Below are 26,061 nucleotides of genomic sequence, written 5' to 3'. Positions count from 1 at the left end.
TCCTTTGGTTATTGCTTTTGAGCTGCCCCTTCCAAGGAGTGTCATGTCCTACCCTGTCGTTTCCATCGCCTACCACTCCGGTTACGGCCACACCGCCGTCCTCGCCGAGGCCGTCCGTGCGGGCGCGGCGGACGCGGGTGCCGAGGTGCACCTGATCAAGGTCGACGACATCACCGACGAGCAGTGGGAGACGCTGGACCGCTCGGACGCGATCGTCTTCGGTTCGCCCACCTACATGGGCACCGCCTCCGGTGCCTTCCACGTCTTCGCCGAGGCGAGCTCGCGGCGCTGGTTCGGCCAGGACTGGAAGGACAAGCTGGCGGCCGGCTTCACGAACTCGGCCTCGAAGAGCGGCGACAAGCTGCACACCCTGCAGTTCTTCCAGACGCTCGCCGCCCAGCACGGTATGCACTGGGTCAACCTCGGCCTGCTGCCCGGCTGGAACAGCAGCACCGCCTCGGAGAACGACCTCAACCGCCTCGGCTTCTTCGCCGGCGCCGCCGCGCAGAGCAACAACGACCAGGGTCCCGAGGGCGTCCACAAGGCCGACATCGCCACGGCCGAGCACCTCGGCCGCCGCGTGGCGGAGACCGCGCTGCTGTTCGCGCGCGGGCGCGCCGCCGCGTAGGGCGGCTCCGGGCGCGGTGACGGGCCCGGCGACGGATCCGGCACCCCGGCCCCGGGCCCGGAATCCCGGGGCTCGGGATCGCCTGGGTGGTACGTTCCGTCGAACGGGTGTTACCTGGTGTGAGCGGAGATACCGGAGGGGTGTGGATATCTCGGGGTGAAGGAGGCCGACATATGCGCAGCAACCCGGTCATGCGAACCCTGGCCGCCGCCGTCCTCGCGGGCGGTGCCGTCGCCGGAACGGTCGCGGTCGCGAACCCGGCGTCAGCCGCGGTGACCACGGACAGCGTCCGGTCGCTGTCACCAAGCGTCCAGACGCACGGCGGATGCCGCTTCGGTGCGGGCTTCAACCGCGGCTTCAACAACTGCGGCTTCGGCACACTCGGAGCCACGGGGTTCTATCCGTTCGCCGGCTATCCCTACAGCTCCGTCCCCGTGGTGATCATCATCCGCTGACGCGGCGCGCCGGCGAACCACCGGGCCGGACCCGGAGAAAGGGCCGCCGCACCCCATGCGGCGGCCCTTTCTCGCCGGCCGGGGGCGAGCCGTGAGGCGGCCCGGGCGACATCGGTGGTGCCGGCCGGTGGCTACGCTCCGGACGTGGAACCCTCGCAAGGGCGTGCGCGGCGGCGACCCGCTCTGGTCTACGCGGCGGACGTCGATCTCGGCGATGTGCGGGCGATCGAGCGGTTCCTGTCCGCACGGATCGCTCCGCTCGCGAGCGCGGAGCGCGGCAGCGACGAGCGCCAGCCGCTGCTTTCGTGCCGTTCGTAGACCTCGTTGAGGGCCAGAACGACCCGCTCCACGATGTGGAGCACCCGTTCGTCCGAGGGCGACTCCGTGAGTGCGCTGACGTCCCGCTCGGACCCTGCCGGCACACCATCCGTGTCGCTCAGGAAGGCCTCGAAGTACGAGTCCGCCATGTGTGCGCACTCGGAGTCCGACGTGCCGGCCGCGTGCCGGCCGCGACCTCTCGCGCCTCTTTGAGCGTGCCCGACGGGTCGGCACAGTCCCTGCGACTCTCCCGGCTACGCTCGCGTGGGAGCGCCCCGCGGCGCGTGGCTGCGGGGCGCTTTGCGAGGGTCAGTCGATCTTTTGCCCGTCGTACGTTCCGCCCTTGCAGGTCCAGGTCGCCCAATCAACTGTTCCGCCGCCCTTCTCGCACTCACCCACGGTCGGGGCGGCGCCGGTGGGGGCGGCGTGGGTGGCGGCGGTGGCGGTGGCGGCGCCTGTCAGGCCGAGTCCGGCGAGGGCTGCCGTGGTGATGACGGCGGCGAGGCTTCGTCGAATGCGCATTTGGTTCGCCTTTCACGGATTGCCTCTGTTGGAACACTATTCAGCTTGATCTTCACCCATGTGGGTGGCACGTCGTGTTGAGCCAATCGGGTGACAGTGCCGGCGGGTGCGGGGGCGGTGATGCGCCCCGTCGGACAGGCCCTGGATGTGCAGCAGACGTCGTGAACCAGCAGTCCCGGTGAGCCCCCGTCTAGCTGGAGGGATCACGTACGTGAGCGCTGCTGAGCTGGCCTTCTGCTGACCTGCCGGCCCGTCGTCCCCGTTGTTCCCCCTCGGCCACCGCCTCTCAGGGAACGCGTGGGGCACGCCTATGAGAAGGCGCGAGGTGCCAACGGGGTGCACAGGAGGACGAGCAAGGCCAGGATCCCCCCACAAGTTGCGCGACCTCGGTTGCCTTCTCGATCAGCGACTTGTGAGTTCGATCGACGGGGCACTACCGCGGTGAGGGCTCCACGCTGGTGCTCGCCCACTGGACGTACTCCGGACAGGGCCACCCAGCGCGCCCCGGACCCGGGCCGCCGTCGATGCGGTCTTCGGGGCTGACTCGGCTACCGCTGACGGTCCTGAGACGGCCCAGGAGACCTCATAGAGCGCTGACCTGCGAGAATCTCAGTAGCCGAAGTCCTGCGTCCACCAGGGGCCGCCCTGGCCCACGTGGACGCCGACGCCGAGGGTCTTGTAGTCGCAGTTCAGGATGTTGGCGCGGTGGCCCGGGCTGTTCATCCAGGCCTCCATCACGGCCGCCGCCGACGCCTGGCCGCGGGCTATGTTCTCGCCGCCGAGGTCGGTGATGCCCGCCTTCGCGGCCCGGTCCCACGGGGTGGCGCCGTCCGGGTCGGTGTGGTCGAAGAAGTCCCGCGCGGCCATGTCGTCACTGAAGGCGCCGGCCAGTCGCGCCAGCGAGGAGTTCGCCGCCAGGGCGCTGCACCCGACCTTCGCCCGCTCCTCGTTGACCAGCTTCAGCACCTCCGCCTCGGCGGCGGCCTCCGTCGACACCGGGCCCGGGGCGGTGGAGGCACTGGGCGCCTTGGTCGCCGTACGCGACGGGGTGGTCTTCGGCCTCGACGGTGCGGGCTTTCCGGGAGTCGTGCGCGACGGGGAGGTCTCGCGCGCCGGCTTCGAGGCGGAGGGCGACGACGGAGAAGGAGACGAAGGGGAGGAAGGGGAGGAAGAGGGGGACGAGGAAGCGGGGGCGGCGGGGGTGCCGGGCTGCGATCGCCCGTTGTTCCCGCCCGCGGCCGGGCCGTCGGGGCTGTCGGCGCTGCCCGAGGTGCCCCCCTGCTCGCTGGCGGTGTTGCTGGGGGAGTCGGCCGCCTGTATTCGGTCACCGCCCGTGGTGTGCGTACCGCCGCCGAGCCGGTAGTCCTGCAGACCCGGCACCACTCCGGTGGCCACGGCGACCGTGCCGAGGGCGACGGCCGCGGACACCCCGAGCAGCCCGGTGCGCACCGGCCGCGCGGCCTTCTTCCGGTGCCGGTGACCCGGCGCGGGGACACCGGCGGGGGTGAACCCGCCGCCCGCGGGGGCGGATCCGGCCGGGCCGTGGCCGTTGCCGTCGGCCGAGAACAGGTAGGCGTGAGCCCGGGCGTTCGTCTCGGCGTAGGCCTCCGGGTTGAGATAGGGAGCAATGCCCATCGGCACCCGTCCGCCCGCGGACGCGTGCCGGGGATCGTCGCCCCCCGGGGCGGAGTGCGTGTACGCGGCTCCCGGGGCGCGGCCCTCGGATGCGCGGCCGGCGGCTGAGCGTCGGTGGCGTCCCATGTCCTTGCCCTCTTCCTCGTGCCCGCGGTCGACCGGTGCCGGCGTGCCGAGTGACCCCCTGGCCGACCAAACCCACTCGATCGAGTGAGTTTCATATGAGATGTAGTGGGTGCGGACGCTACCGCATGCCGTTGGGGCGCGACGTGTGCCGAGCGACATCGGCCGGTTAGGTTGCACCCATGAGCGAGGATGTACGACTGGTCGCCTGGGTTCGCGGACGCGTGCAGGGTGTGGGTTTCCGCTGGTTCACGCGCGCCAAGGCACTGGAGATCGGCGGCCTGAGTGGTTTTGCTCTCAATTTGGCCGACGGCCGGGTCCAGGTGGTCGCCGAGGGATCGAGGAACGGCTGCGAGGGTCTGCTCGCCTGGCTCCAGGGTGACGACACGCCCGGACGCGTAGAAGGAGTCACCGAGATCTGGGACACACCCCGCGGCGGCTACGACGGCTTCGCCATCCGCTGAGCCGATTTCTGTACAGACCCGCAGGCCGAGGCGGGGTGAGCTGCCAACGGCACATGCGCGGAGCAGAAACGACCTGGTGGTTGCCAGATGCGACGTGGCGTGGCAGGCTCCGCTGGTACAGCTGATCGTCGGCTGGTCACCACGCCCTGAGGGCACCGGAAGAGACGCAGCGCCGCCGTTTTCCCGGCCGCGCGCCCCGGTCAGCCCGCCAATACAGGGTGTGATCGTGTTGACCGTCAAACTTTTTGGTGAGACGCTGAAAGCCCCGCGCACCTTAGCTGTTTGGCATGAAGCAACAGCAGAGCAACACCACGATGTGCCAAGCACCGCGGGTGCGATTCCCTCACGACCCACACCGCATCGGTCGGTCACTCAGTGTGGAGGACCATCCATCATGGCAAAGGCGCTTCTCGGTTACGTCGGCGGCTCCGACCCTCGACTCCTCGCCGAGATGCGACGGCTGCAGCAGCGCGTTCAGGACCTGGAGTCCGAGCTCGTACGGATCCAGGCGGAGAACGAAGCGCTGTCGGCTGCCGCCTCTCAGGACAGGATCATGGAGAGCATCGACGCACACCAGGCGGAGCCTGCGCTCACCTGATCACTGCATCGCTCCACGACAGCAGTCGCAGAAGATCGGGCTGCCCGTATCAACCGCTCAGTTGATCCGACGACCGCAACCCGGCCGTCAGAGTTGCAAGGGACGCTTCGGCGTCCCTTCTTTCTTTCCCCCGCGCATCCTTTCACCTTCTTTAACGTACGGTCTGCCCTGCATGTTCATGGGCGAAACCGCGCGGTTGCGAGGGTTCATGGAGTGAGATAGCGGCGCCCGGTAGAGTCCGGCGGCGTGCACCTCAAGGCCCTGACCCTCCGCGGGTTCAAGTCGTTCGCCTCGGCGACCACCCTCCGGTTCGAGCCGGGGATCACGTGTGTCGTCGGCCCGAACGGCTCGGGCAAGTCCAACGTCGTGGACGCGCTCAGCTGGGTCATGGGCGAACAGGGCGCCAAGTCCCTGCGCGGCGGCAAGATGGAGGACGTCATCTTCGCCGGCACCACCGGCCGCCCGCCGCTGGGTCGCGCCGAGGTGTCCCTGACCATCGACAACTCCGACGGGGCGCTGCCCATCGAGTACGCCGAGGTCACCATCACGCGGATCATGTTCCGCAACGGCGGCAGCGAGTACCAGATCAACGGTGACACCTGCCGGCTGCTCGACATCCAGGAACTCCTCTCCGACTCCGGCATCGGCCGCGAGATGCACGTCATCGTCGGCCAGGGCCAGCTCGACTCCGTGCTGCACGCCGACCCCATGGGCCGCCGCGCCTTCATCGAGGAGGCCGCCGGCGTCCTCAAGCACCGCAAGCGCAAGGAGAAGGCGCTCCGGAAGCTCGACGCGATGCAGGCCAACCTCGCGCGCGTGCAGGACCTCACGGACGAACTGCGCCGTCAGCTCAAACCCCTCGGACGTCAGGCGGCGGTGGCGAGAAGGGCCGCCGTCATCCAGGCGGACCTCCGCGACGCCCGGCTGCGCCTGCTCGCCGACGACCTCGTACGGCTGCGCCGAGCGCTCAAGGCCGAGATCGCCGACGAGGCCGCCCTGAAGGAGCGCAAGGAGAGCGCCGAACACGAGCTGAGGAAGGCTGTGCACCGCGAGTCCCTGCTCGAGGACGAGGTACGGCAGCTCACGCCCCGGCTCCAGCGCGGCCAGCAGACCTGGTACGAGCTGTCCCAGCTGGCCGAACGGGTCCGCGGCACCGTCTCCCTGGCCGACGCCCGGGTGAAGAGCGCCACCTCCGCGCCCCCCGAGGAGCGGCGCGGCCGCGACCCCGAGGACCTGGAGCGCGAGGCCGCCCGCGTCCGCGAGCAGGAGGCGGAACTGGAAGCCGCCCTTGAGGCGGCCCAGCACGCCCTGGACGACACGGTCGCCCACCGCGCCGAACTGGAACGGGAGCTGGCCGTCGAGGAGCGCCGGCTCAAGGACGCGGCCCGCGCCATCGCCGACCGCCGTGAGGGACTGGCCCGGCTGTCCGGGCAGGTCAACGCGGCCCGCTCGCGCGCCGCCTCCGCCCAGGCCGAGATCGACCGGCTGGCCACGGCCCGGGACGAGGCCCAGGAGCGGGCCGTACGGGCCCAGGAGGAGTACGAGGCCCTGCAGACCGAGGTCGACGGCCTGGACGCCGACGACGCGGACCTCGCCGAGCGGCACGAGGCGGCCAGGAGGCAGCTCGCCGAGGCCGAGGCGGCGCTCGGCGCGGCACGGGAGGCGGCCACCGCGGCGGAACGAGAACGCGCCGCGACCCGGGCCCGCCACGAGGCGCTGGCGCTGGGCCTGCGCCGCAAGGACGGCACCGGCATACTGCTCGGCGCACGCGATCGCCTCACCGGCGTCCTCGGTCCGGCCGCCGAACTGCTGACCGTGACCCCCGGCCACGAGGTGGCCCTCGCCGCCGCCTTCGGCGCCGCGGCCGACGCCGTCGCCGTGACGACCCCGGCCTCGGCGGCGGACGCGATCCGTCTGCTCCGCAAACAGGACGGCGGCCGGGCGGCCCTGCTGCTGGCGGGCGACCCGGAGATGCCCCACGGGGACGCGGGGAACGGCGCGGCCGGCCACGACGACGGAGCGGCCGGCCGGCCGCCCGGCTCGGCGACCCCCGCCGCGCAGCTCGTGCGGGGCCCCGCCGAACTGCTGCCCGCCGTCCGCCGTCTGCTGCGCGGCATCGTCGTCGTCGCCACTCTGGAGGACGCCGAGGAGCTGGTCTACGCCCACCCGGAGCTGACCGCGGTGACCGCCGAGGGCGATCTGCTCGGCGCCCACTTCGCGCACGGCGGCTCGGCCGGCGCGCCCAGCCTGCTGGAGGTGCAGGCCTCCGTGGACGAGGCCGCCGCCGAGCTCGCGGAGCTGGCGGTGCGGTGCGAGGCGCTGGCCGAGGAGCAGGAGGCGGCGGCCGAGCGGCGGACGCGGGCGGCGGCCCTCGTCGACGAGGTGGGGGAGCGGCGCCGGGCCGCCGACCGGGAGAAGTCGGCCGTGGCCCAGCAGCTCGGCAGGCTCGCCGGACAGGCGCGTGGCGCGGCCGGTGAGGCCGAGCGGTCCGCGGCTGCGGCCGCGCGGGCGCAGGAGGCGCTGGACAAGGCCGTGCGGGACGCCGAGGAACTGGCCGAGCGGCTGGCCGTGGCCGAGGAGATGCCGGTCGACGACGAGCCGGACACCTCGGCGCGGGACCGGCTCGCCGCCGACGGTGCCAACGCCCGGCAGACCGAGATGGAGGCCCGTCTCCAGGTCCGTACCCACGAGGAGCGGGTCAAGGGGCTCTCGGGCCGGGCCGACTCGCTCGACCGGGCCGCCCGCGCCGAACGCGAGGCACGCGCGCGTGCCGAGCAGCGCCGGGCCCGGCTGCGGCACGAGGCGGCCGTGGCGGAGGCCGTCGCCTCCGGCGCCCGGCAGCTGCTGGCGCACGTCGAGGTGTCGCTCGCCCGTGCCGAGCGGGAACGCGCCGTGGCCGAGGCCGCCAAGGCGCGGCGGGAGCAGGAGCTGGCCGTCGCCCGCACGACCGGCCGCGAACTGAAGTCCGAGCTCGACAAACTGACGGACTCGGTGCACCGCGGGGAGGTCCTCGGCGCCGAGAAGCGGCTGCGCATGGAGCAGCTGGAGACCAAGGCGCTGGAGGAACTGGGTGTCGAACCGGCCGGCCTGGTGTCGGAGTACGGGCCGGACCAGCCCGTGCCGCCCTCACCCCCCGCCGACGGCGAGCAGCTGCCCGACGATCCCGAGCACCCCCGCAACCAGCCCCGGCCCTTCGTACGCGCCGAGCAGGAGAAGCGGCTGAAGGCCGCGGAGCGCGCGTACCAGCAGCTGGGCAAGGTCAATCCGCTGGCGCTGGAGGAGTTCGCGGCGCTGGAGGAGCGGCACAAGTTCCTCAGCGAGCAGCTGGAGGACCTGAAGAAGACCCGCGCCGACCTGCTCCAGGTGGTGAAGGAGGTCGACGAGCGCGTCGAGCAGGTGTTCACGGAGGCCTACCGGGACACGGCCCGCGAGTTCGAGGGCGTCTTCGGCCGGCTGTTCCCGGGCGGCGAGGGACGGCTCGTCCTGACCGACCCCGACAACATGCTCACCACGGGCGTGGACGTCGAGGCGCGCCCGCCGGGCAAGAAGGTCAAGCGGCTCTCCCTGCTTTCGGGTGGTGAACGCTCGCTGACGGCCGTGGCGCTGCTGGTGTCGATCTTCAAGGCCCGGCCCAGCCCCTTCTACGTCATGGACGAGGTCGAGGCCGCGCTCGACGACACCAACCTGCAGCGGCTGATCCGGATCATGCAGGAGCTGCAGGAGGCCTCGCAGCTCATCGTGATCACGCACCAGAAACGCACGATGGAGGTCGCCGACGCGCTCTACGGCGTCTCGATGCAGGGCGACGGCGTGTCCAAGGTGATCTCCCAGCGGCTGCGCTGAGCCGCCCTTTTCAAGATCCACTCACCCTATGTTCACTAATTGAACACGAAACCCTCGGGCGCGTCTCGAAGCTCACAGCAACCCGACTATTGACTTCGAAACTTGAAGGCATAGTCTCTGCAGCGTTGCTTTTACCTTCAGGTGTCAGTGGTGTGAAGTTGTGCCCCACTGGATACCAGAGAGGGATCACCCCACCCCGGCAGCGTTGCCGCGGCCCGAGGAGTCTTTCGTGACCAGCACTGCGCAGGCACCACAGCCAGGAGCCAACACGGCTCATCCCGAACATCTCGGGCACGTCATCTTCATCGCGGCGGCTGCCGCCATGGGCGGTTTCCTGTTCGGCTACGACAGCTCCGTCATCAACGGCGCCGTCGAGGCCATCCGGGACCGCTACGACGTCGGCTCGGCGGCCCTCGCGCAGGTCATCGCGATCGCCCTGATCGGCTGTGCCATCGGCGCCGCCACGGCCGGCCGCATAGCCGACCGCATCGGCCGCATCCGCTGCATGCAGATCGCCGCGGTCCTCTTCACGATCAGCGCCGTCGGCTCCGCGCTGCCGTTCGCCCTGTGGGACCTCGCCTTCTGGCGCATCATCGGCGGCTTCGCCATCGGCATGGCCTCGGTCATCGGCCCCGCCTACATCGCCGAGGTCGCCCCGCCCGCGTACCGCGGCCGTCTCGGTTCCTTCCAGCAGGCCGCGATCGTGGTCGGCATCGCCGTCTCCCAGCTCGTCAACTGGGCCATCCTGAACGCGGCGGGCGGCAACCAGCGCGGCAAGCTGATGGGCCTCGAGGCCTGGCAGGTCATGCTCGGCGTCATGGTGGTCCCGGCGGTCCTGTACGGTCTGCTCTCCTTCGCGATCCCCGAGTCGCCGCGCTTCCTGATCGAGGTCGGCCGCAACGAGCGCGCCCGTGAGGTGCTCAAGGAGGTCGAGGGCGACAAGATCGACCTGGACGCCCGCGTCACCGAGATCGAGCGCGCCATGAAGCGCGAGCACAAGTCGACCTTCAAGGACCTGCTCGGCGGCTCCTTCTTCTTCAAGCCGATCGTCTGGGTCGGTATCGGCCTGTCGGTCTTCCAGCAGTTCGTCGGCATCAACGTCGCGTTCTACTACTCCTCGACGCTGTGGCAGTCGGTCGGCGTCGACCCGACGGAGTCGTTCTTCTACTCCTTCACGACGTCGATCATCAACATCGTCGGCACCGTGATCGCGATGATCTTCGTGGACCGCATCGGCCGCAAGCCGCTCGCCCTCATCGGCTCGGTCGGCATGGTCATCGGTCTCGGCCTCGAGGCCTGGGCGTTCTCCTACAACCTGGTCGACGGCAAGCTCCCGGCCACGCAGGGCTGGGTCGCCCTGATCGCCGCCCACATCTTCGTCCTCTTCTTCGCCCTGTCCTGGGGCGTGGTGGTCTGGGTCTTCCTCGGCGAGATGTTCCCGAACCGGATCCGCGCCGCCGCCCTCGGCGTCGCCGCCTCCGCGCAGTGGATCGCCAACTGGGCCATCACCGCGAGCTTCCCGTCGCTGGCCGACTGGAACCTCTCCGGCACGTACGTGATCTACACGATCTTCGCCGCGCTCTCCATCCCGTTCGTCCTCAAGTTCGTCAAGGAGACGAAGGGCAAGGCGCTGGAGGAGATGGGCTGACCGGCCCCCCGTACTCGGGGAGAAGGGCCAAGTCCCCGCTGCCCCTCTCCTCGTACCGTCCGCCGCCCCCGATCCCGGCCACCGCCCGGATCGGGGGCGGCGGTGTCGCATCACTGGCGCGTGCCGGGGCCGCCCGGACCGCCTCCCGCGTGCCGACGCTCCCACCGGGGACGCGACCGCCCGAGCCCCTGCTCGCGAACGGAAGAGCGGTGCCGCCGCCCACGGGCCGCCCGCAAGGGGCCGCGACACCTGCCCTGCCCGCGCCCGGTCCGGTGGCGGCGCCTCCAACGCCACGGACGCGGAGCCGCGACGCTCCGGCCGGGTCTTCGTGGCGTGGTCGGGCGCCAGCGCACCCAAGCCGTTCAGGGCGCCGGCGAGCGCCGCGCACACGGTCGTCCGCCCGCACCGTGCGCCGGACCCGCCTTGTTCCGGAACGGCCGCAGCCTCTCCTCCACCGATCACCCAGGCTTCACCGATCACGAAGCTTCACCGATCACGGAGCTTCACGGATCGTCCGGCCGTACCTCTCGCCCGCTTCGGCCCGGTCCCCCTGCCGGCAGCCGAGCCGGGACCCGGGACGCGGCGGCCGCCTCCGCCCCGCACGCCTCACCCCTCCAGCGCCGGGATCACCCGCTCCGCGAGCAGACGCAGGCTTCGCCAGCCCTCCTCCAGGGGCATGCCGCCCGCAAGCGGATGGAGGACCAGGCTGTCCAGCCGCTGGGCGACGCACTCCTGCGGGGTGAGGATCCGGTACACACCCTCCGCGCGCAGTTCCGCGACCGAGGTCGCCGCGGACCTCACCGCCGAGCGGATCTGGTCCGACTGCCAGGAGGCGTACGTCCGGGCCTCGTGCAGGAAGTGCTCGCCGTACTCGGCCCAGGTCCGGTCCGGGTCCTCGGCGAGGTGGAGGAGAGGGGTCTCGGCGGCCGGCATCATCGTCCAGCCCTCGGTGCCGTACGCGGTGAGCTGCTCCTTGTAGTACGCCTCCAGCTCCGGCAGGTGCGCGCTCGGGAAGAACGGCAGGCCCAGCCGGGCGGCCCGGCGGGCGGCAGCCCTGGAGGAGCCGCCGACCAGCAGCAGCGGATGCGGATCGGTGAACGGACGCGGAGTGACCCGCACCCGGCGGCCCCGGTACGCGAACTCCGCGCCCGACCACGCCTTCAGCAGCGTCTCCAGCAGCTCGTCCTGGAGCCGGCCGCGCCGTTTCCAGTCGACGCCGAACAGCTCGTACTCCTCGGGCCGGTAGCCGATCCCGGCCACGGTCACCAGGCGGCCGCCGCTGAGCAGGTCCAGTACGGCGATGTCCTCGGCCAGCCGCAGCGGGTCGTGCAGCGGGCCGATCACCGCCGACACCGTCACCGCGATCCGGCGGGTGGCCCCGAACACCGCGCCAGCGAAGGTGAACGGCGACGGCAGCCAGTTGTTGCCCGCGCCGTGGTGCTCCTCGGTCTGCACGGTGGTGATCCCGTGCTCGTCCGCGTACGCGGCCATCTCCAGGGCGGTCCGGTACCGGGCGGCGAGGGAGGCGGGCGTGGCGCCGGGCTCGACGAGATTGAAACGTACGACCGTGACGGGCATGCGAAGTCCCCCTCCGGTGCGAAGAGCGGTGGAGGGGGACGGTAGCTGACGAAGCGTCAGATTGCTATGACGAGGAAGGCGGACTCGTGGACGACCCGCGCGGGCACAGGGCGGCCGCTCCGGCCGGCCCCGGTCAGACGCCCGCGGTCACGGGCTCCTCGGCCGGCTCCTCGGTCCGTGCCGGGGTGGTCACGGCCGGCTTCGGCAGGGCGAGGTACAGCAGGCCCGAGATCACGATCGTGGCGACCCAGCCGAGGCCGTACTCGCCGATGACGTTGTTCTTCGCGAGCGGGCCGGTGAACCAGTCCGAGGTGGTGAACATCAGACCCGAGACCAGGCCGATCGCCCACGCGGCCACGGCCGCGGGGGAGAAGCCGCCCCGGTACCAGTAGGCGCTGGTGCGGGTGGTGTCGGCCATCGCGCGGGCGTCGTACTCCGTGCGGCGCAGCATGTCCGCGCCGAAGACGCCCACCCAGGCGGAGAAGGCGACCGCCAGCAGGGACAGGAAGGCGATGAACGAGCCCATGAAGCTCGTCGCCACCAGCATCAGCACCCCGCCGAAGATCAGCGAGATCACGGCGTTGACCGAGACCGCCCAGTGGCGCGGCACCTTGAAGCCGAGGGTCTGCGCGGTGAACCCGGCCGAGTACATCGACATCGAGTTGATCAGCAGCATGCCGATCAGCGCGATGCACAGGTACGGCACCGCGATCCACGTCGGCAGGATCTCGCCGAGGAAGGACACCGGGTCGCTCGCCGACGCCAGATCCGGCGTGGACACCGCCATGACCGCGCCCATCAGCACCATCGGCAGGACGACGACACCCGCGCCGCCCACCGCCGTGCCCACGATCGCCTTCGACGAGGCCGTGCGCGGCAGGTAGCGGGTGAAGTCCGGCGCGGACGGGATCCAGCTGACACCGCCGGCGGCGATCATGCCGATGCCGGTGATCACCGCGGCCGTCGAGCCGGCGCTGTGGTCCATGACCTTCGACCAGTCGGTGTTCGCCACCAGGTAGCCGAGGACGAGCACCGAGAACACGCCGAACAGATAGGTGGCGTACTTGTTGCACTTCTGCACGGCGTTGATGCCGAGCCCCGAGATCGCGAAGGTCGCGACGACGAACACCAGCAGCGTGACCATGTCCAGCACGCTGTTCGCCCGGATGCCGAACAGGATGTCCAGGATGGTGAGCATCGCGTAGGCGCCGGTCACCGCGTTGATCGTCTCCCAGCCCCAGCGGGCCACCCAGATCAGCGAACCCGGCAGCAGGTTGCCGCGCTGTCCGAAGACGGCGCGCGAGAGCGCCATGCCGGGCGCTCCGCCCCGCTTGCCCGCGATGCCGATCAGCCCGACCAGGCCGTACGACACGATCGGCGCGGACACCGCGACGACGAGGGCCTGCCAGATGTTCAGGTGGTACGCGACGACGAGGCTCGCGCCCATCGTCAGCAGCAGCACGCTGATGTTCGCACCGACCCAGGTGGGGAACAGCTCACGGGTCTTCGCGGTGCGCTCGTGGTCGGGGACCTGTTCGATGCCTCGGGTCTCGAGAGCGCCTTCGGTCTCGACTGTTTTGCTCATGAAAGAGGGTGCCCAGACGTGGGGGGACAGGGACGAGGGGACTCTACGCGCGTCAACAGCGCCGCCACCATCGTACTTTGATCCCACTCCTCGCCATACGTGGCGTTTGTCTCTCGGAGGAAGCCACAAACGAGGGCCTGCGGTTACCCATGGCTGATACTGGACGGGTTATGGAAACCATCATCCTTGCTGTAGTCATCGCCGTGGTCGTGCTCGGCGCGCTCGGCGGGCTGATCGTGGGCAGCCGGCGCCGGAAGCCGCTGCCACCGCCGCCCCCGAAGACGCCCGACATCACCGCGCCCCCGGCCGAGCCGCACGTCGGCGACGAGGCCGAGACGCCGCGCGACGAACCGCGCCGGACGATCGAGGAGGTGGATCTCCCCGGCGGCCCCGCACCGGTCGTCGTAGAGGAGCCTCCCGCCGGCCCCGAACTCGAGGTCCCGCAGCTCGAGATCCCGGAGCCCACCGCCGGTCGGCTGGTCCGGCTGCGCGCCCGCCTGTCCCGTTCCCAGACCGCCCTCGGCAAGGGTCTGCTCACGCTGCTCTCGCGCGAGCACCTGGACGACGACACCTGGGAGGAGATCGAGGACACCCTGCTCACCGCCGACGTCGGTGTGCAGCCCACCCAGGAACTGGTCGACAGCCTGCGCGAGCGGGTGAAGGTGCTCGGCACCCGCACCCCGGTGGAGCTGCGCGGCCTGCTCCGCGAGGAGCTGCTCAAGCTGGTCGGCACCGACGTCGACCGCACGGTGAGGACCGAGCCCGAGGACCGCAAGCCGGGCATCGTGATGGTCGTCGGTGTCAACGGCACCGGCAAGACCACCACCACCGGCAAGCTCGCCCGCGTGCTCGTGGCCGACGGCCGCACGGTCGTGCTCGGCGCCGCCGACACCTTCCGCGCCGCCGCCGCCGACCAGCTCCAGACCTGGGGCGAGCGCGTCGGCGCCCACACCGTGCGCGGGCCGGAGGCGGGCGACCCCGCCTCCGTCGCCTTCGACGCGGTGAAGGAGGGCAAGGAGATGGGGGTCGACGTGGTCCTCATCGACACCGCCGGCCGGCTGCACACCAAGACCGGTCTCATGGACGAGCTGGGCAAGGTCAAGCGCGTCGTGGAGAAGCACGCGCCGCTGGACGAGGTGCTGCTGGTCCTCGACGCCACCACCGGCCAGAACGGCCTGGTGCAGGCGCGGGTCTTCGCCGAGGTCGTGGACATCACCGGCATCGTGCTGACCAAGCTGGACGGTACGGCCAAGGGCGGCATCGTCGTCGCCGTCCAGCGCGAGCTGGGCGTCCCGGTCAAGCTGATCGGGCTCGGCGAGGGCGCGGACGACCTCGCGCCGTTCGAGCCGGAGGCGTTCGTGGACGCCCTGATCGGCGACTGACACCGGCCGCCGATCGCCTGCGGAGCACTCCGGGTCGCTCTGGGGCGCCCCGGTTCGCTCCGGGCCACCTCCGGGTCGCCGGGGACGACCGGCCGGACACGGCCGGGACGCGGGTTCCGGACGCGGCCCCGGACACCGCAAGAAGCGCCCGCCCCCAAGGTGCAGTCGGGGACGGGCGCTTCGCTCTGTCCGGGGCGCTACGCCCGTGTGCGCGACCGGTGCGCCACGTACGCCAGGGTGCCCAGCAGCAGCCGGGCCGCCGGCGGCCGGGTCGCCGAGTCCAGCGCGGGCGGCCGCAGCCAGCGCACCGGGCCCAGGCCCCCGCGGTCGGAGGGCGGCGCGGTGATGTGGGAGCCCGGGCCGAGACCGCGCAAATCCAGCGCTGAAGGATCGTCCCAGCCCATGCGGTACAGCAGCCGGGGGAGCCCGGCGGCGGCGCCGGGGGCCACGAAGAAGTGGGCGCGGCCGTCGGGGGTCGCGGTCACCGGGCCGAGGGGTAGGCCCATGCGTTCCAGGCGGACCAGGGCGCGGCGCCCGGCGGCCTCGGAGACCTCGATGACGTCGAACGCCTGGCCGACCGGCAGCATCACCGCGGCGCCCGGGAACTCGGACCATGTCTTGATCACCTCGTCCAGCGTGGCCCCGGCCGGCACTTGCGGGGCGAAGTCCAGCGGATGCGCGCCGGGCGCCGGGCAGCCGGTGCGCCCGCACGAGCAGACGCCCGCCGCGGCGCGTGCGCCGGGGACCGCGTCCCAGCCCCACAGCCCGGTGAACTCGGCGACGGCGGTGCACTCCGACGAACGGCCGCGCCGACGTGTGCCGGAACGGATCTCGCGAATGCCGCCGATCGTGAAGCCCATGCCCCCTCCAACGGGTCCTGCGCGCCGGTGGTTACGACACGGAACGAGACGGAAGCGGAACGTAACGCTACGGCTCCGCCTGCCCTCGGTCCCGTGAGGCCAAGGCGGCGCATCGGAGCGCTTCGGGTGGCGCGCCGGTGACCATGCGCCCCCGGGTGCATCACTCCGCCGACTTCCAGTCGTCCTATGTCAAGTGAATCGCGCCTGGGCGACCGTGAGTTCATTCGAAGGGGTGGCGAATGGTGGCGTTTCAGGGATCCACGTGGCTGAGCCGGTGATCGTAGGACTACGGTGAGTGTGCGAGTCCAGGAGGCATATGCATCAGTGGGTATGCCGGAGGCGAGTCGTCAACTCGTTCGAAGGGTGAGAACCGGCGGACGGGAAGCCGTATTTACCGGCATTCTGATAGGGCTTGGCGCACTCGGCGACAAGTGGTCTCAGGGATGGGGGCGTTCCAGTGGGCGGCAACGGCGGTAGCGGCGCGAACGCTGACAAGCGCCCCAATGAGCTGCTCGGCTCGTGGTTCGTGCGCAGCGGCTGGTCCAAGGGCGAGCTGGCCCGCCAAGTGAACCGCCGGGCACGCCAGTTGGGTGCCAACCACATCTCCACCGACACCTCGCGCGTACGGCGCTGGCTGGACGGGGAGAATCCGCGCGAGCCGATCCCGCGGATCCTCTCGGAGCTGTTCTCGGAGCGCTTCGGCTGCGTGGTCTCCATCGAGGACCTCGGCCTGCGTGCCGCCCGCCAGTCACCCTCCGCGTCCGGCGTCGATCTGCCGTGGACCGGCCCGCAGACCGTCGCCCTGCTCAGCGAGTTCTCGCGCAGCGACCTGATGCTGGCCCGCCGGGGCTTCCTCGGCACCTCGCTGGCGCTGTCCGCGGGCCCCTCGCTCATCGAGCCCATGCAGCGCTGGCTCGTGCCCACCCCGGGTTCCGCGACCCCGCCCGAGCCGGAGAGCGGCCTCGATGCCCGCAGGCCGGGCCGGCTGTCCAAGCCCGAGCTGGACCTGCTGGAGTCCACGACGCGGATGTTCCGCCAGTGGGACGCCCAGTGCGGTGGCGGCCTGCGCCGCAAGGCGGTCGTCGGTCAGCTGCACGAGGTCACCGACCTCCTCCAGGAACCCCAGCCCGAGGCCACCACCCGCAAGCTCTTCAAGGTCGCCGCCGAACTCGCCGAACTCGCCGGCTGGATGTCGTACGACGTGGGTCTCCAGCCCACCGCGCAGAAGTACTTCGTCCTCGCCCTGCACGCGGCCAAGGAGGCCGGCGACAAGCCGCTCGGCTCGTACGTCCTGTCCAGCATGAGCCGCCAGATGATCCACCTCGGCCGGCCCGACGACGCCCTGGAGCTCATCCACCTCGCCCAGTACGGCAGCCGCGACTGCGCCAGTCCGCGCACCCAGTCGATGCTGTATGCGATGGAGGCCCGCGCCTACGCCAACATGGGCCAGCCCGGCAAGACCAAGCGCGCCGTCCGCATGGCCGAGGACACCTTCGCCGAGGCCGACGAGTGGGACGAGCCGGACCCCGACTGGATCCGCTTCTTCTCCGAGGCCGAGCTGTACGGCGAGAACTCCCACTCCTTCCGCGACCTCGCCTATGTCGCCGGCCGCAGCCCCACCTACGCGTCCCTCGCCGAGCCGCTCATGCAGCGCGCGGTGGACCTGTTCGCCAAGGACAGCGAGCACCAGCGGTCGTACGCGCTCAACCTGATCGGCATGGCGACCGTGCACCTGCTCCAGCGGGAGCCCGAGCGCAGCACGGACTATGCCTCGCGGGCCATGGCGATCGCCAAGAAGGTCCGCTCGGAGCGGGTGAACACACGCATCCGCAAGACGGTCGACACGGCCGTGCGCGACCACGGCGACCTCACCGCCGTCGTCGACCTCGGCGACCAGCTCGCCGTGGATCTGCCCGAGACCGCCGAGGCGGTCTGACCCACCCCGGATCCCCCGAGCCCCGGCCGCGGCCGGTCCTCCCGAACTGCCCGACTCGGCTCCCCCATGCCAGGTCATCGAGAGGCCGCCCGCGGCCGGTCTGTCTCCTCCCGCATGCCTGCCGGAGAAGGTTGCGTCACGATAACGATGGCGCGGCCGGGTCTCCCGCACTTCACCGACGCGTAACACGCACGGCGTCTTCGTCACCCCGGCGAAACAACGAGGGGCCTCCACCGAAACCGCGCTGCGCCAGTCTCATGGCGCATAACCGGCCCACCCCTCACCCCGACCGGACCGCTCAGGCACCGCCCGCACGGGGCCGTACCAACCGACGAGGAGACGCCGATGGCACCAGCCATCACGCTTGCCGCGGAGGCACCCAAGCTTTCCTCCGCGAACACAGGCTTCATGCTCATCTGTTCCGCCCTGGTGCTGCTCATGACACCGGGCCTGGCCTTCTTCTACGGAGGCATGGTCCGCGTCAAGAGCACTCTCAACATGCTGATGATGAGCTTCATCAGCATGGGCATCGTCACCATTCTCTGGGTGCTCTACGGCTTCTCCCTCGCCTTCGGCACGAGCAACGGCCTCATCGGGTGGAACTCCGACTGGCTCGGCCTGAGCAACATCGGGCTGACGGAGCTGTGGGACGGCTACACCATCCCGATCTTCGTTTTCATGGTCTTCCAGCTGATGTTCGCCATCATCACGCCGGCCCTGATAAGCGGTGCCCTCGCGGACCGCGTGAAGTTCTCGGCGTGGGCACTGTTCATCGCCCTGTGGGTCACGATCGTCTACGTCCCGGTCGCCCACTGGGTCTGGGGCGCCGACGGCTGGGCCTACAAGCTCGGTGTGATCGACTTCGCCGGTGGTACGGCGGTCCACATCAACGCGGGCGCCGCGGCGCTCGGAGTGATTCTGGTGATCGGCAAGCGCGTCGGCTTCAAGAAGGACCCGATGCGCCCGCACAGCCTTCCGCTGGTCATGCTCGGCGCGGGCCTGCTGTGGTTCGGCTGGTTCGGCTTCAATGCGGGCTCCTGGCTCGGCAACGACGACGGCGTGGGCGCGCTGATGTTCGTGAACACGCAGGTCGCGACGGCCGCGGCCATGCTGGCCTGGCTCGCCTACGAGAAGATCCGGCACGGCGCGTTCACCACGCTGGGCGCCGCCTCCGGCGCGGTCGCCGGCCTGGTCGCGATCACCCCGTCCGGCGGCGCGGTCTCCCCGCTCGGCGCGATCGCCGTCGGCGCCATCGCCGGTGTCGCCTGCGCCGCCGCCGTCGGCCTGAAGTTCCGGTTCGGCTACGACGACTCCCTCGACGTTGTCGGCGTCCACATGGTCGGCGGCATCATCGGCTCCCTGCTCATCGGCTTCTTCGCCACCGGCAAGGGTCAGTCCGCCGCCACCGGTGTCTTCTACGGCGACCACTCCTTCACCCAGCTGTGGAAGCAGTGCGCCGGTGTCTTCGCGGTCCTCGCCTACTCCCTGATCGTCTCCGCCGTCCTCGCCTTCCTGCTCGACCGGACCATCGGGATGCGGGTCTCCGAGGACGAGGAGGTCTCCGGCATCGACCAGGCCGAGCACGCCGAGACCGCGTACGACTTCAGCGGCGCCGGCGGCGGTGTCCTCGGCTCCGCCGCAGCCGTTTCGGCCCTCGCCGCCACGCAGAACAAGAAGGTGGACGCATGAAGCTCATCACCGCCGTGGTCAAGCCCCACCGGCTGGACGAGATCAAGGAGGCCCTCCAGGCGTTCGGCGTCCAGGGGCTGACGGTCACCGAGGCCAGCGGCTACGGTCGGCAGCGGGGCCACACCGAGGTCTACCGCGGTGCCGAGTACACCGTCGACCTGGTCCCCAAGATCCGCATCGAGGTGCTGGCCGAGGACGACGACGCCGACCAGCTGATCGAGGTCGTCGTCAAGGCCGCCCGCACCGGCAAGATCGGTGACGGCAAGGTCTGGTCCGTGCCGGTCGACACGGCCGTACGGGTCCGCACGGGTGAGCGCGGCCCGGACGCCCTCTGACACGGCGGTAGGGCTCTGACACAGCACAAGGACGGGAGTCGCCGGGTGACGGGTACGGATGTGCGGACAGAAGCGGAAGACTCGGGACCCGGCGGCTACGCGGCGGCCCGGCTGCGCCTCCTCACCGAGGGGGCGCGGTCCGGGCCGCCGCGCCGTGCCGCCCTCGCGGAACTGACCGACGACTGGCTCAGCGGCCTGTTCACGGCGGCGGCCGGCGGCTTCCGGGGCGCCTCCCTCGTCGCCGTGGGCGGCTACGGGCGCGGTGAGCTGTCCCCGCGCAGCGACCTCGACCTGCTGCTGCTCCACGACGGCTCCGACCCGGTCGCGGTCGCCGCCCTCGCCGACCGCCTCTGGTACCCCGTCTGGGACCTCGGCCTCGCCCTGGACCACTCCGTGCGCACCCCGGCGGAGGCCCGGAAGACGGCCGCGGACGACCTGAAGGTCCAGCTGGGCCTGCTGGACGCCCGCCATCTCGCGGGCGACCTCGGGCTCACCGCGGGTCTGCGCACCGCCGTCCTCGCCGACTGGCGGAACCAGGCCCCCAAGCGCCTCCCCGAACTCCAGGCGCTCTGCGCCGAGCGGGCCGAGCGCCAGGGCGAGCTGCAGTACCTGCTGGAGCCCGACCTCAAGGAGGCCCGCGGCGGACTCCGCGACGCCACCGCGCTGCGCGCCGTGGCCGCCTCCTGGCTCGCCGACGCGCCCCGCGAAGGGCTCGCGGACGCCCGTCGGCGGCTGCTCGACGTGCGCGACGCCCTCCACCTGGCCACCGGCCGCGCCACCGACCGGCTCGCCCTCCAGGAGCAGGACCAGGTCGCGGCCGAGCTGAGCCTGCTGGACGCCGACACGCTGCTGCGGCAGGTCTACGAGGCGGCGCGGATCGTGTCGTACGCCAGCGACGTCACCTGGCGCGAGGTGGGGCGCGTCCTGCGCTCGCGTGCCGTCCGGCCGCGCCTGCGCGCCATGCTCGGCGGCGGCAAGCCGGTCGCCGAGCGCTCCCCGCTCGCCGAGGGCGTGGTCGAGCAGGACGGCGAGGTGGTGCTCGCCCGCGCCGCCCGGCCCGAGCGCGACCCAGTGCTGCCCTTGCGCGCCGCGGCCGCGGCGGCCCAGGCCGGGCTCCCGCTGTCCCTGCACGCCGTACGGCGCATGGCCGCCACCGCACGACCCCTGCCCACGCCCTGGCCCGCCGAGGCCCGCGAGCAGCTGGTGACCCTCCTGGGGTCCGGCCGTCCGACGGTCGAGGTCTGGGAGGCACTGGAGGCCGAAGGGCTGATCACGCGCATCCTGCCGGACTGGGAGCGGGTCCGCTGCCGCCCGCAGCGCAACGCCGTCCACGTCTGGACGGTCGACCGGCACCTGATCGAGACGGCGGTCCGCGCCTCCGAGCTGACCCGCCGGGTCAGCCGCCCCGACCTGCTCCTGGTCGCCGCCCTGCTGCACGACATCGGCAAGGGCTGGCCCGGCGACCACTCGCTGGCGGGCGAGATCATCGCCAGGGACGTGGCCGCCCGGATCGGCTTCGACCGCGCCGACGTGGGCGTCCTCGCCACCCTCGTACGCCACCACCTCCTGCTGATCGAGACCGCCACCCGGCGCGACCTGGACGACCCGGCCACCCTCCGCTCGGTCGCCGACGCGGTCGGTACCCAGAGCACCCTGGAACTGCTGCACGCCCTGACGGAGGCCGACGCGCTCGCGACCGGACCGGCCGCCTGGTCGTCCTGGCGCGGCTCGCTCGTCGCCGACCTGGTCGGACGCGTCGCGGCCGTCCTCGCCGGGGACGCCGCGGAGGAACCCGAGCCCGCCGCGCCCACGGCCGAGCAGGAACGCCTCGCCGTCGAGGCCCACCGCACCGGCGGCCCGGTCCTCGCCCTGCGCGCGCAGCCCGAACCCGTCACCGGCGAGGAGCCCTCCGGTGAGCCGGAACCCCTCGGCGTCGAACTGCTCATCGCCGTGCCCGACCAGCCCGGGGTGCTGCCCGGGGTCGCCGGCGTCCTCGCCGTGCACCGCCTCACCGTCCGCACGGCGGAGCTGCGCACCCTGAGCCTGCCGGACGGCGTCGACGACGGCTCGGTGCTGCTGCTCAACTGGCGGGTGGCGGCCGAGTACGGCTCGCTGCCCCAGGCGGCCCGGCTGCGCGCCGACCTGGTCCGTGCGCTGGACGGCTCCCTGGACATCGCCGGGCGCCTCGCCGAACGGGACGCCGCCTACCCTCGCCGGCGCGGCTGGAGCGCCCCGCCACCGAGGGTGACGGTGGCCCCGGCGGCCTCCCACCTCGCCACCGTGATCGAGGTCCGCGCCCAGGACGCCCCCGGACTGCTGCACCGGATCGGCTCAGCCCTGGAGAAGGCCGGGGTGCGGGTGCGCAGCATGCACGTCAGCACGCTCGGCTCGAACGCCGTCGACGCCTTCTACGTCACGTCCGGCACGGGTGCTCCGCTGCCCGCGCAGGACGCCGCGGCCACGGCCGGAGTGCTGGAGGAGGCCCTGCGCGGGTGACCCTGCTCCGGTGGCTCCGGCTCCGGGATACCCTGGAGGGCGATTCCCTGAAGACCGTCACCGACCCCGAGGACCGCGAGCGCCGTGTTCGACACTCTCTCCGACCGCCTGTCAGCGACTTTCAAGAACCTGCGCGGCAAGGGACGGCTTTCCGAGGCGGACATCGACGCCACGGCACGCGAGATCCGCATCGCGCTCCTCGAGGCGGACGTGGCCCTGCCGGTCGTCCGCACGTTCATCAAGAACGTCAAGGAGCGCGCGCTCGGCGCCGAGGTCTCCCGGGCCCTGAACCCGGCCCAGCAGGTCCTCAAGATCGTCAACGACGAGCTCGTCACGATCCTCGGCGGGGAGACCCGCCGGCTGCGGTTCGCCAAGCAGCCGCCCACCGTGATCATGCTCGCGGGTCTGCAGGGTGCCGGTAAGACCACCCTCGCGGGCAAGCTCGGCCGCTGGCTGAAGGAGCAGGGCCACTCGCCCCTGCTGGTCGCCGCCGACCTCCAGCGTCCGAACGCCGTCAACCAGCTGAGTGTCGTCGCCGAGCGCGCCGGCGTCTCCGTCTACGCCCCGGAGCCGGGCAACGGCGTGGGCGACCCGGTGAAGGTCGCCAAGGACTCCATCGACCACGCGCGGTCCAAGGTCCACGACATCGTGATCGTGGACACCGCCGGCCGGCTCGGCATCGACCAGGAGATGATGCAGCAGGCCGCGGACATCCGCGACGCCGTCTCCCCGGACGAGATCCTCTTCGTCGTCGACGCGATGATCGGCCAGGACGCGGTCAACACCGCCGAGGCCTTCCGCGACGGCGTCGGCTTCGACGGCGTGGTCCTCTCCAAGCTCGACGGTGACGCCCGCGGTGGCGCGGCCCTGTCCATCCGGCAGATCACCGGCAAGCCGATCATGTTCGCCTCCAACGGCGAGAAGCTCGACGAGTTCGACGCGTTCCACCCGGACCGGATGGCCTCCCGCATCCTCGACATGGGTGACCTGCTCACCCTGATCGAGCAGGCGGAGAAGACCTTCAGCCAGGAAGAGGCCCAGAAGATGGCCTCCAAGCTGGCGTCCAAGAAGGGCCAGGACTTCACCCTCGACGACTTCCTGTCCCAGATGGAGCAGGTCCGCAAGATGGGCAGCATCAGCAAGCTGCTCGGCATGCTTCCCGGCATGGGTCAGATCAAGGACCAGATCAACAACCTGGACGAGCGGGAAGTCGACCGCGTGGGCGCGATCATCAAGTCGATGACCCCGGGCGAGCGCCAGGACCCGACGATCATCAACGGTTCGCGCCGCGCCCGTATCGCCAAGGGTTCCGGCGTCGACGTCAGCGCCGTCAAGGGCCTCGTCGAGCGGTTCTTCGAGGCCCGCAAGATGATGTCCCGCATGGCCCAGGGCGGCGGCATGCCGGGCATGCCCGGGATGCCGGGCATGGGCGGCGGCCCCGGCCGCAGCAAGAAGCAGCCGAAGAAGGCCAAGGGCAAGCAGCGCTCCGGCAACCCGATGAAGCGTAAGCAGCAGGAGCTGGAGGAGGCCCAGCGCCGCGAGGCCGCCGCGCAGGGCGGAGCCCTCGGCCTGCCGCAGCAGGGCGCCCAGGACTTCGAGCTGCCGGACGAGTTCAAGAAGTTCATGGGCTGAGTCCCGCGCGTACGTCCGCCGAGGGCGCTCCCTTCCGGAAGGGGGCGCCCTCAGCGCATGCCGAGGCCCGCCGCGTGTCGTAACGTCCAGATATGAGCAATGCGGCGCCACCCCGCAAAGCCCCTGACCAGCCGTGGCGAGCCGAGGGCACACCGGACGAGCCGCCTCGGCGCGGCGGATGGCGGGGCGGCCGATGGTGGGGACTCTTCGCCACCGCGGTGATGGTGTTCGTACTGGCCTACGTCGGACTGAACTACCTGGGCCAGGGCAATGAGCCGACGATCTCCTACACGGAGTTCAGCAAGGAGGTCGGCGCCGGAAACGTCGCCGAGATCTACTCCAAGGGCGACGCGATCCAGGGCCGGCTCAGGAGCCCCCGCGCCAACCCCGAGGGTGGCGGCGACTACAAGGAGTTCCGGACCCAGCGGCCCGCCTTCGCGGACGACAAGCTGTGGCAGAGCCTGAGCAGCCACGGCGTCACGGTGACCGCGCGACCGGTCGTGCAGGAACGCAGCTACCTGTCCAACCTGCTGCTGTCGCTCATCCCCATCGTGATCCTGGCCGCGGTGTGGATCTTCTTCGCCCGGCGGATCCGCGCGGGCATGGGCGGGGCGGGCGGCATGTTCGGCCGCAAGCCACCGCCGAAGCCGGTCGAGCTGCGGCCCGGCAGCGGGCGTACGACGTTCGCGGACGTGGCGGGCATCGACGAGGTCAAGGGCGAACTGGACGACGTCGTCGACTTCCTCAAGTACCCGGACACCTACCGCCGGATGGGCGCGAAGCTGCCGCGCGGCGTCCTGCTCGCGGGTTCGCCCGGAACCGGCAAGACCCTCCTGGCCCGGGCGGTCGCGGGGGAGGCGGGGGTGCCGTTCTTCTCCGCCTCGGCGTCCGAATTCATCGAGATGATCGTCGGCGTCGGCGCCTCCCGGGTCCGCGAACTGTTCGGCGAGGCGCGCAAGGTGGCACCCTCCATCATCTTCATCGACGAGATCGACACCATCGGACGGGTGCGCGGCGGCGGTGCCTCGGTGAGCGGCCACGACGAGCGCGAGCAGACGCTGAACCAGATCCTCACCGAGATGGACGGCTTCTCGGGGTGGGAGGGCGTCATCGTCATCGCCGCGACCAACCGGGCCGACATCCTGGACCCGGCGCTGACCCGGCCCGGCCGCTTCGACCGGGTGGTCAGCGTGGCCCCGCCGGACCGCGGGGGGCGCGAGGCGATCCTCGCGATCCACACCCGGGAGATGCCGCTCGACCCCGATGTGGACCTCACCCACCTGGCGCGCGTGACCCCCGGCATGACGGGTGCGGATCTGGCCAATCTCGCCAACGAGGCCGCACTGCTCGCGGTCAAGCGCAAGCAGGAGCGGGTGACCCGGGCGGACCTGTCCGAGGCCCTGGAGAAGGTCCAGCTCGGCGCCGAGCGGACCCTCGTCATGCCCGAGGAGGACCGTCGGCGGACCGCCTACCACGAGAGCGGCCACGCCCTCCTCGGCATGCTCCAGCCCGGCGCGGACCCCGTCCGCAAGATCACCATCGTGCCGCGCGGGCGGGCGCTCGGCGTGACCATGTCCACGCCCGAGGTCGAGCGGTACGCGCACTCGGAGGAGTACCTGCGCGGCCGCATCATCGGCGCCCTGGGCGGCATGGCGGCCGAGGAGGTCGTCTACGGAGTCGTCACCACCGGCGCGGAGAACGACCTCGAACAGGTCACCAACATCGCGCGCGGAATGGTGGCCCGCTGGGGCATGAGCGAACGCGTCGGCCGGCTCTCCGCCCTCCCCAGCGACGCCCAGCAGGCGTACGGACTGTCGGCCGCGCCGCAGACCCTGGACGTGATCGACGCGGAGATGCGGCGCATCGTGGACGCCTGCTACGAGGAGGCGCTGCACAAGCTCCGCGACCACCGCGGCCAGTTGGACGCCCTAGCCCAGGCACTCCTGGAGAACGAGACGCTGGAGGAGGCGGACGCGTACCGGATCGCCGGAATCACCCGCCTGACCAAGAACGGCGAGACGTAGCACGCAGTCCCCCCGGCACCCGGCGCCCTTCCGGGACGGGGGGCGGTCGACAGTCCGCACCGGCGGGGCGGGGTGGGTGCAGGGCGTGTGGCGGTGCTCCGGTGCGGGAAGCGCTGCCATCCTCGTCGTCCATGGACGTCAGCACCTTCTGCGCCCTGTTCTCCGCCACCTGCTTCACCCTGGTCGGCCTCTGGTGGAACGTCGTCCAGAGCCACACCCACTGGATGCGCGAACCGGCCCTGCGCCGCGTCGTCGGCGGGATCCACCTGTCGTTCCTGCTGCCCGCCCTGATGGGCCTGTTCGCCCAGGT

Annotated in this window: 19 protein-coding genes; 13 read left to right on the top strand and 6 right to left on the bottom strand. The window is 71.4% G+C overall.

The window, feature by feature from the left end:
* Positions 1-43: 43 nt before the first annotated feature.
* Both BLW57_RS12355 and BLW57_RS12350 read left to right on the top strand, forming a co-directional pair.
* Positions 44-628 carry a flavodoxin family protein gene (locus BLW57_RS12355; RefSeq protein ID WP_093474378.1) on the top strand — a complete coding sequence of 195 codons (585 nt, stop codon included), beginning with the start codon at positions 44-46 and terminating at the stop codon, positions 626-628.
* Positions 629-801: 173 nt separating this feature from the next.
* Complete coding sequence (locus BLW57_RS12350) at positions 802-1,083, top strand: hypothetical protein (RefSeq protein WP_093474377.1); 282 nt, start codon at positions 802-804, stop codon at positions 1,081-1,083.
* A 188-nt stretch (positions 1,084-1,271) separates the two neighbouring features.
* Here BLW57_RS12350 and BLW57_RS12345 read toward each other — a convergent pair whose 3' ends face one another.
* The 3 genes from BLW57_RS12345 to BLW57_RS12335 all read right to left on the bottom strand — a co-directional run bounded on the left by BLW57_RS12345 (position 1,272) and on the right by BLW57_RS12335 (position 3,684).
* Positions 1,272-1,550, bottom strand: a complete 279-nt coding sequence (locus BLW57_RS12345; protein WP_093474376.1) for a hypothetical protein — start codon at positions 1,548-1,550, stop codon at positions 1,272-1,274.
* A gap of 160 nt (positions 1,551-1,710) precedes the next feature.
* On the bottom strand, positions 1,711-1,923 hold the full coding sequence (locus tag BLW57_RS12340) for a hypothetical protein (protein WP_093474375.1): 213 nt from the start codon (positions 1,921-1,923) through the stop codon (positions 1,711-1,713).
* A gap of 609 nt (positions 1,924-2,532) precedes the next feature.
* The gene (locus BLW57_RS12335) at positions 2,533-3,684 is read right to left on the bottom strand and encodes a CAP domain-containing protein (protein WP_093474373.1); all 1,152 of its coding nucleotides are present in this window, start codon (positions 3,682-3,684) and stop codon (positions 2,533-2,535) included.
* 179 nt (positions 3,685-3,863) lie between these two features.
* On the opposite strand from BLW57_RS12335, the gene BLW57_RS12330 reads away from it, so the two are divergent.
* The 4 genes from BLW57_RS12330 to BLW57_RS12310 all read left to right on the top strand — a co-directional run bounded on the left by BLW57_RS12330 (position 3,864) and on the right by BLW57_RS12310 (position 10,234).
* Positions 3,864-4,145: an acylphosphatase gene (locus BLW57_RS12330; protein ID WP_093474372.1), complete on the top strand. Its 282-nt coding sequence runs from the start codon at positions 3,864-3,866 to the stop codon at positions 4,143-4,145.
* A 394-nt stretch (positions 4,146-4,539) separates the two neighbouring features.
* Positions 4,540-4,743 carry a hypothetical protein gene (locus BLW57_RS12325; RefSeq protein ID WP_031167290.1) on the top strand — a complete coding sequence of 68 codons (204 nt, stop codon included), beginning with the start codon at positions 4,540-4,542 and terminating at the stop codon, positions 4,741-4,743.
* A gap of 246 nt (positions 4,744-4,989) precedes the next feature.
* Positions 4,990-8,586 (top strand): chromosome segregation protein SMC, encoded by a 3,597-nt coding sequence (gene smc, locus BLW57_RS12315; RefSeq protein WP_093474370.1) that lies wholly within the window; start codon positions 4,990-4,992, stop codon positions 8,584-8,586.
* Positions 8,587-8,815: 229 nt separating this feature from the next.
* Positions 8,816-10,234, top strand: coding sequence for a sugar porter family MFS transporter (locus BLW57_RS12310; protein WP_093474369.1), 1,419 nt, complete (start codon positions 8,816-8,818; stop codon positions 10,232-10,234).
* Positions 10,235-10,840: 606 nt separating this feature from the next.
* Here BLW57_RS12310 and BLW57_RS12305 read toward each other — a convergent pair.
* Together BLW57_RS12305 and BLW57_RS12300 are read right to left on the bottom strand one after the other, a co-directional pair.
* Positions 10,841-11,812 (bottom strand): LLM class flavin-dependent oxidoreductase, encoded by a 972-nt coding sequence (locus BLW57_RS12305; protein ID WP_093474367.1) that lies wholly within the window; start codon positions 11,810-11,812, stop codon positions 10,841-10,843.
* Positions 11,813-11,945: 133 nt separating this feature from the next.
* On the bottom strand, positions 11,946-13,397 hold the full coding sequence (locus BLW57_RS12300) for a cytosine permease (RefSeq protein ID WP_093474366.1): 1,452 nt from the start codon (positions 13,395-13,397) through the stop codon (positions 11,946-11,948).
* Positions 13,398-13,567: 170 nt separating this feature from the next.
* On the opposite strand from BLW57_RS12300, the gene ftsY reads away from it, so the two are divergent.
* A complete protein-coding gene (gene ftsY / locus BLW57_RS12295) occupies positions 13,568-14,779 on the top strand; it encodes a signal recognition particle-docking protein FtsY (protein WP_093474364.1) in 1,212 nt (403 codons plus the stop codon).
* A gap of 197 nt (positions 14,780-14,976) precedes the next feature.
* Here the strand turns inward: ftsY and BLW57_RS12290 are convergent, their stop codons facing one another.
* Positions 14,977-15,639 carry a bifunctional DNA primase/polymerase gene (locus BLW57_RS12290; RefSeq protein WP_093474363.1) on the bottom strand — a complete coding sequence of 221 codons (663 nt, stop codon included), beginning with the start codon at positions 15,637-15,639 and terminating at the stop codon, positions 14,977-14,979.
* Positions 15,640-16,096: 457 nt separating this feature from the next.
* Between BLW57_RS12290 and BLW57_RS12285 the strand changes: the two genes are divergently transcribed.
* From BLW57_RS12285 to ftsH, 6 genes are all read left to right on the top strand, one after another.
* Positions 16,097-17,575 carry a transcriptional repressor NsdA gene (locus tag BLW57_RS12285; protein ID WP_093474361.1) on the top strand — a complete coding sequence of 493 codons (1,479 nt, stop codon included), beginning with the start codon at positions 16,097-16,099 and terminating at the stop codon, positions 17,573-17,575.
* A gap of 345 nt (positions 17,576-17,920) precedes the next feature.
* Positions 17,921-19,264: an ammonium transporter gene (locus tag BLW57_RS12280; RefSeq protein ID WP_093474360.1), complete on the top strand. Its 1,344-nt coding sequence runs from the start codon at positions 17,921-17,923 to the stop codon at positions 19,262-19,264.
* The gene (locus tag BLW57_RS12275) at positions 19,261-19,599 is read left to right on the top strand and encodes a P-II family nitrogen regulator (protein ID WP_017947625.1); all 339 of its coding nucleotides are present in this window, start codon (positions 19,261-19,263) and stop codon (positions 19,597-19,599) included. Before BLW57_RS12280 ends, BLW57_RS12275 begins: the two co-directional genes overlap by 4 nt.
* 45 nt (positions 19,600-19,644) lie before the next feature.
* Complete coding sequence (locus tag BLW57_RS12270) at positions 19,645-22,095, top strand: [protein-PII] uridylyltransferase (protein ID WP_093474358.1); 2,451 nt, start codon at positions 19,645-19,647, stop codon at positions 22,093-22,095.
* 84 nt (positions 22,096-22,179) lie between these two features.
* Positions 22,180-23,727, top strand: a complete 1,548-nt coding sequence (ffh, locus tag BLW57_RS12265; RefSeq protein ID WP_093474357.1) for a signal recognition particle protein — start codon at positions 22,180-22,182, stop codon at positions 23,725-23,727.
* 92 nt (positions 23,728-23,819) lie between these two features.
* A complete protein-coding gene (ftsH, locus tag BLW57_RS12260) occupies positions 23,820-25,751 on the top strand; it encodes an ATP-dependent zinc metalloprotease FtsH (protein WP_093474355.1) in 1,932 nt (643 codons plus the stop codon).
* The last annotated feature ends 310 nt before the right edge of the window (positions 25,752-26,061 follow it).

Source organism: Streptomyces sp. 1222.5 (genome assembly GCF_900105245.1).
GTDB classification, from domain to species: Bacteria; Actinomycetota; Actinomycetes; order Streptomycetales; family Streptomycetaceae; genus Streptomyces; species Streptomyces albidocamelliae.
This window is presented reverse-complemented; position numbering and strand designations above follow the sequence as displayed.

Bases quoted from the DNA above. Each gene is read 5' to 3' on its own strand.
- BLW57_RS12355 (WP_093474378.1), top strand. From the start codon at position 44: ATGTCCTACCCTGTCGTTTCCATCGCCTACCACTCCGGTTACGGCCAC.
- BLW57_RS12350 (WP_093474377.1), top strand. From the start codon at position 802: ATGCGCAGCAACCCGGTCATGCGAACCCTGGCCGCCGCCGTCCTCGCG.
- BLW57_RS12345 (WP_093474376.1), bottom strand. From the start codon at position 1,550: ATGGCGGACTCGTACTTCGAGGCCTTCCTGAGCGACACGGATGGTGTG.
- BLW57_RS12340 (WP_093474375.1), bottom strand. From the start codon at position 1,923: ATGCGCATTCGACGAAGCCTCGCCGCCGTCATCACCACGGCAGCCCTC.
- BLW57_RS12335 (WP_093474373.1), bottom strand. From the start codon at position 3,684: ATGGGACGCCACCGACGCTCAGCCGCCGGCCGCGCATCCGAGGGCCGC.
- BLW57_RS12330 (WP_093474372.1), top strand. From the start codon at position 3,864: ATGAGCGAGGATGTACGACTGGTCGCCTGGGTTCGCGGACGCGTGCAG.
- BLW57_RS12325 (WP_031167290.1), top strand. From the start codon at position 4,540: ATGGCAAAGGCGCTTCTCGGTTACGTCGGCGGCTCCGACCCTCGACTC.
- BLW57_RS12305 (WP_093474367.1), bottom strand. From the start codon at position 11,812: ATGCCCGTCACGGTCGTACGTTTCAATCTCGTCGAGCCCGGCGCCACG.
- BLW57_RS12300 (WP_093474366.1), bottom strand. From the start codon at position 13,397: ATGAGCAAAACAGTCGAGACCGAAGGCGCTCTCGAGACCCGAGGCATC.
- ftsY (WP_093474364.1), top strand. From the start codon at position 13,568: ATGGAAACCATCATCCTTGCTGTAGTCATCGCCGTGGTCGTGCTCGGC.
- BLW57_RS12290 (WP_093474363.1), bottom strand. From the start codon at position 15,639: ATGGGCTTCACGATCGGCGGCATTCGCGAGATCCGTTCCGGCACACGT.
- BLW57_RS12280 (WP_093474360.1), top strand. From the start codon at position 17,921: ATGGCACCAGCCATCACGCTTGCCGCGGAGGCACCCAAGCTTTCCTCC.
- BLW57_RS12275 (WP_017947625.1), top strand. From the start codon at position 19,261: ATGAAGCTCATCACCGCCGTGGTCAAGCCCCACCGGCTGGACGAGATC.
- ftsH (WP_093474355.1), top strand. From the start codon at position 23,820: ATGAGCAATGCGGCGCCACCCCGCAAAGCCCCTGACCAGCCGTGGCGA.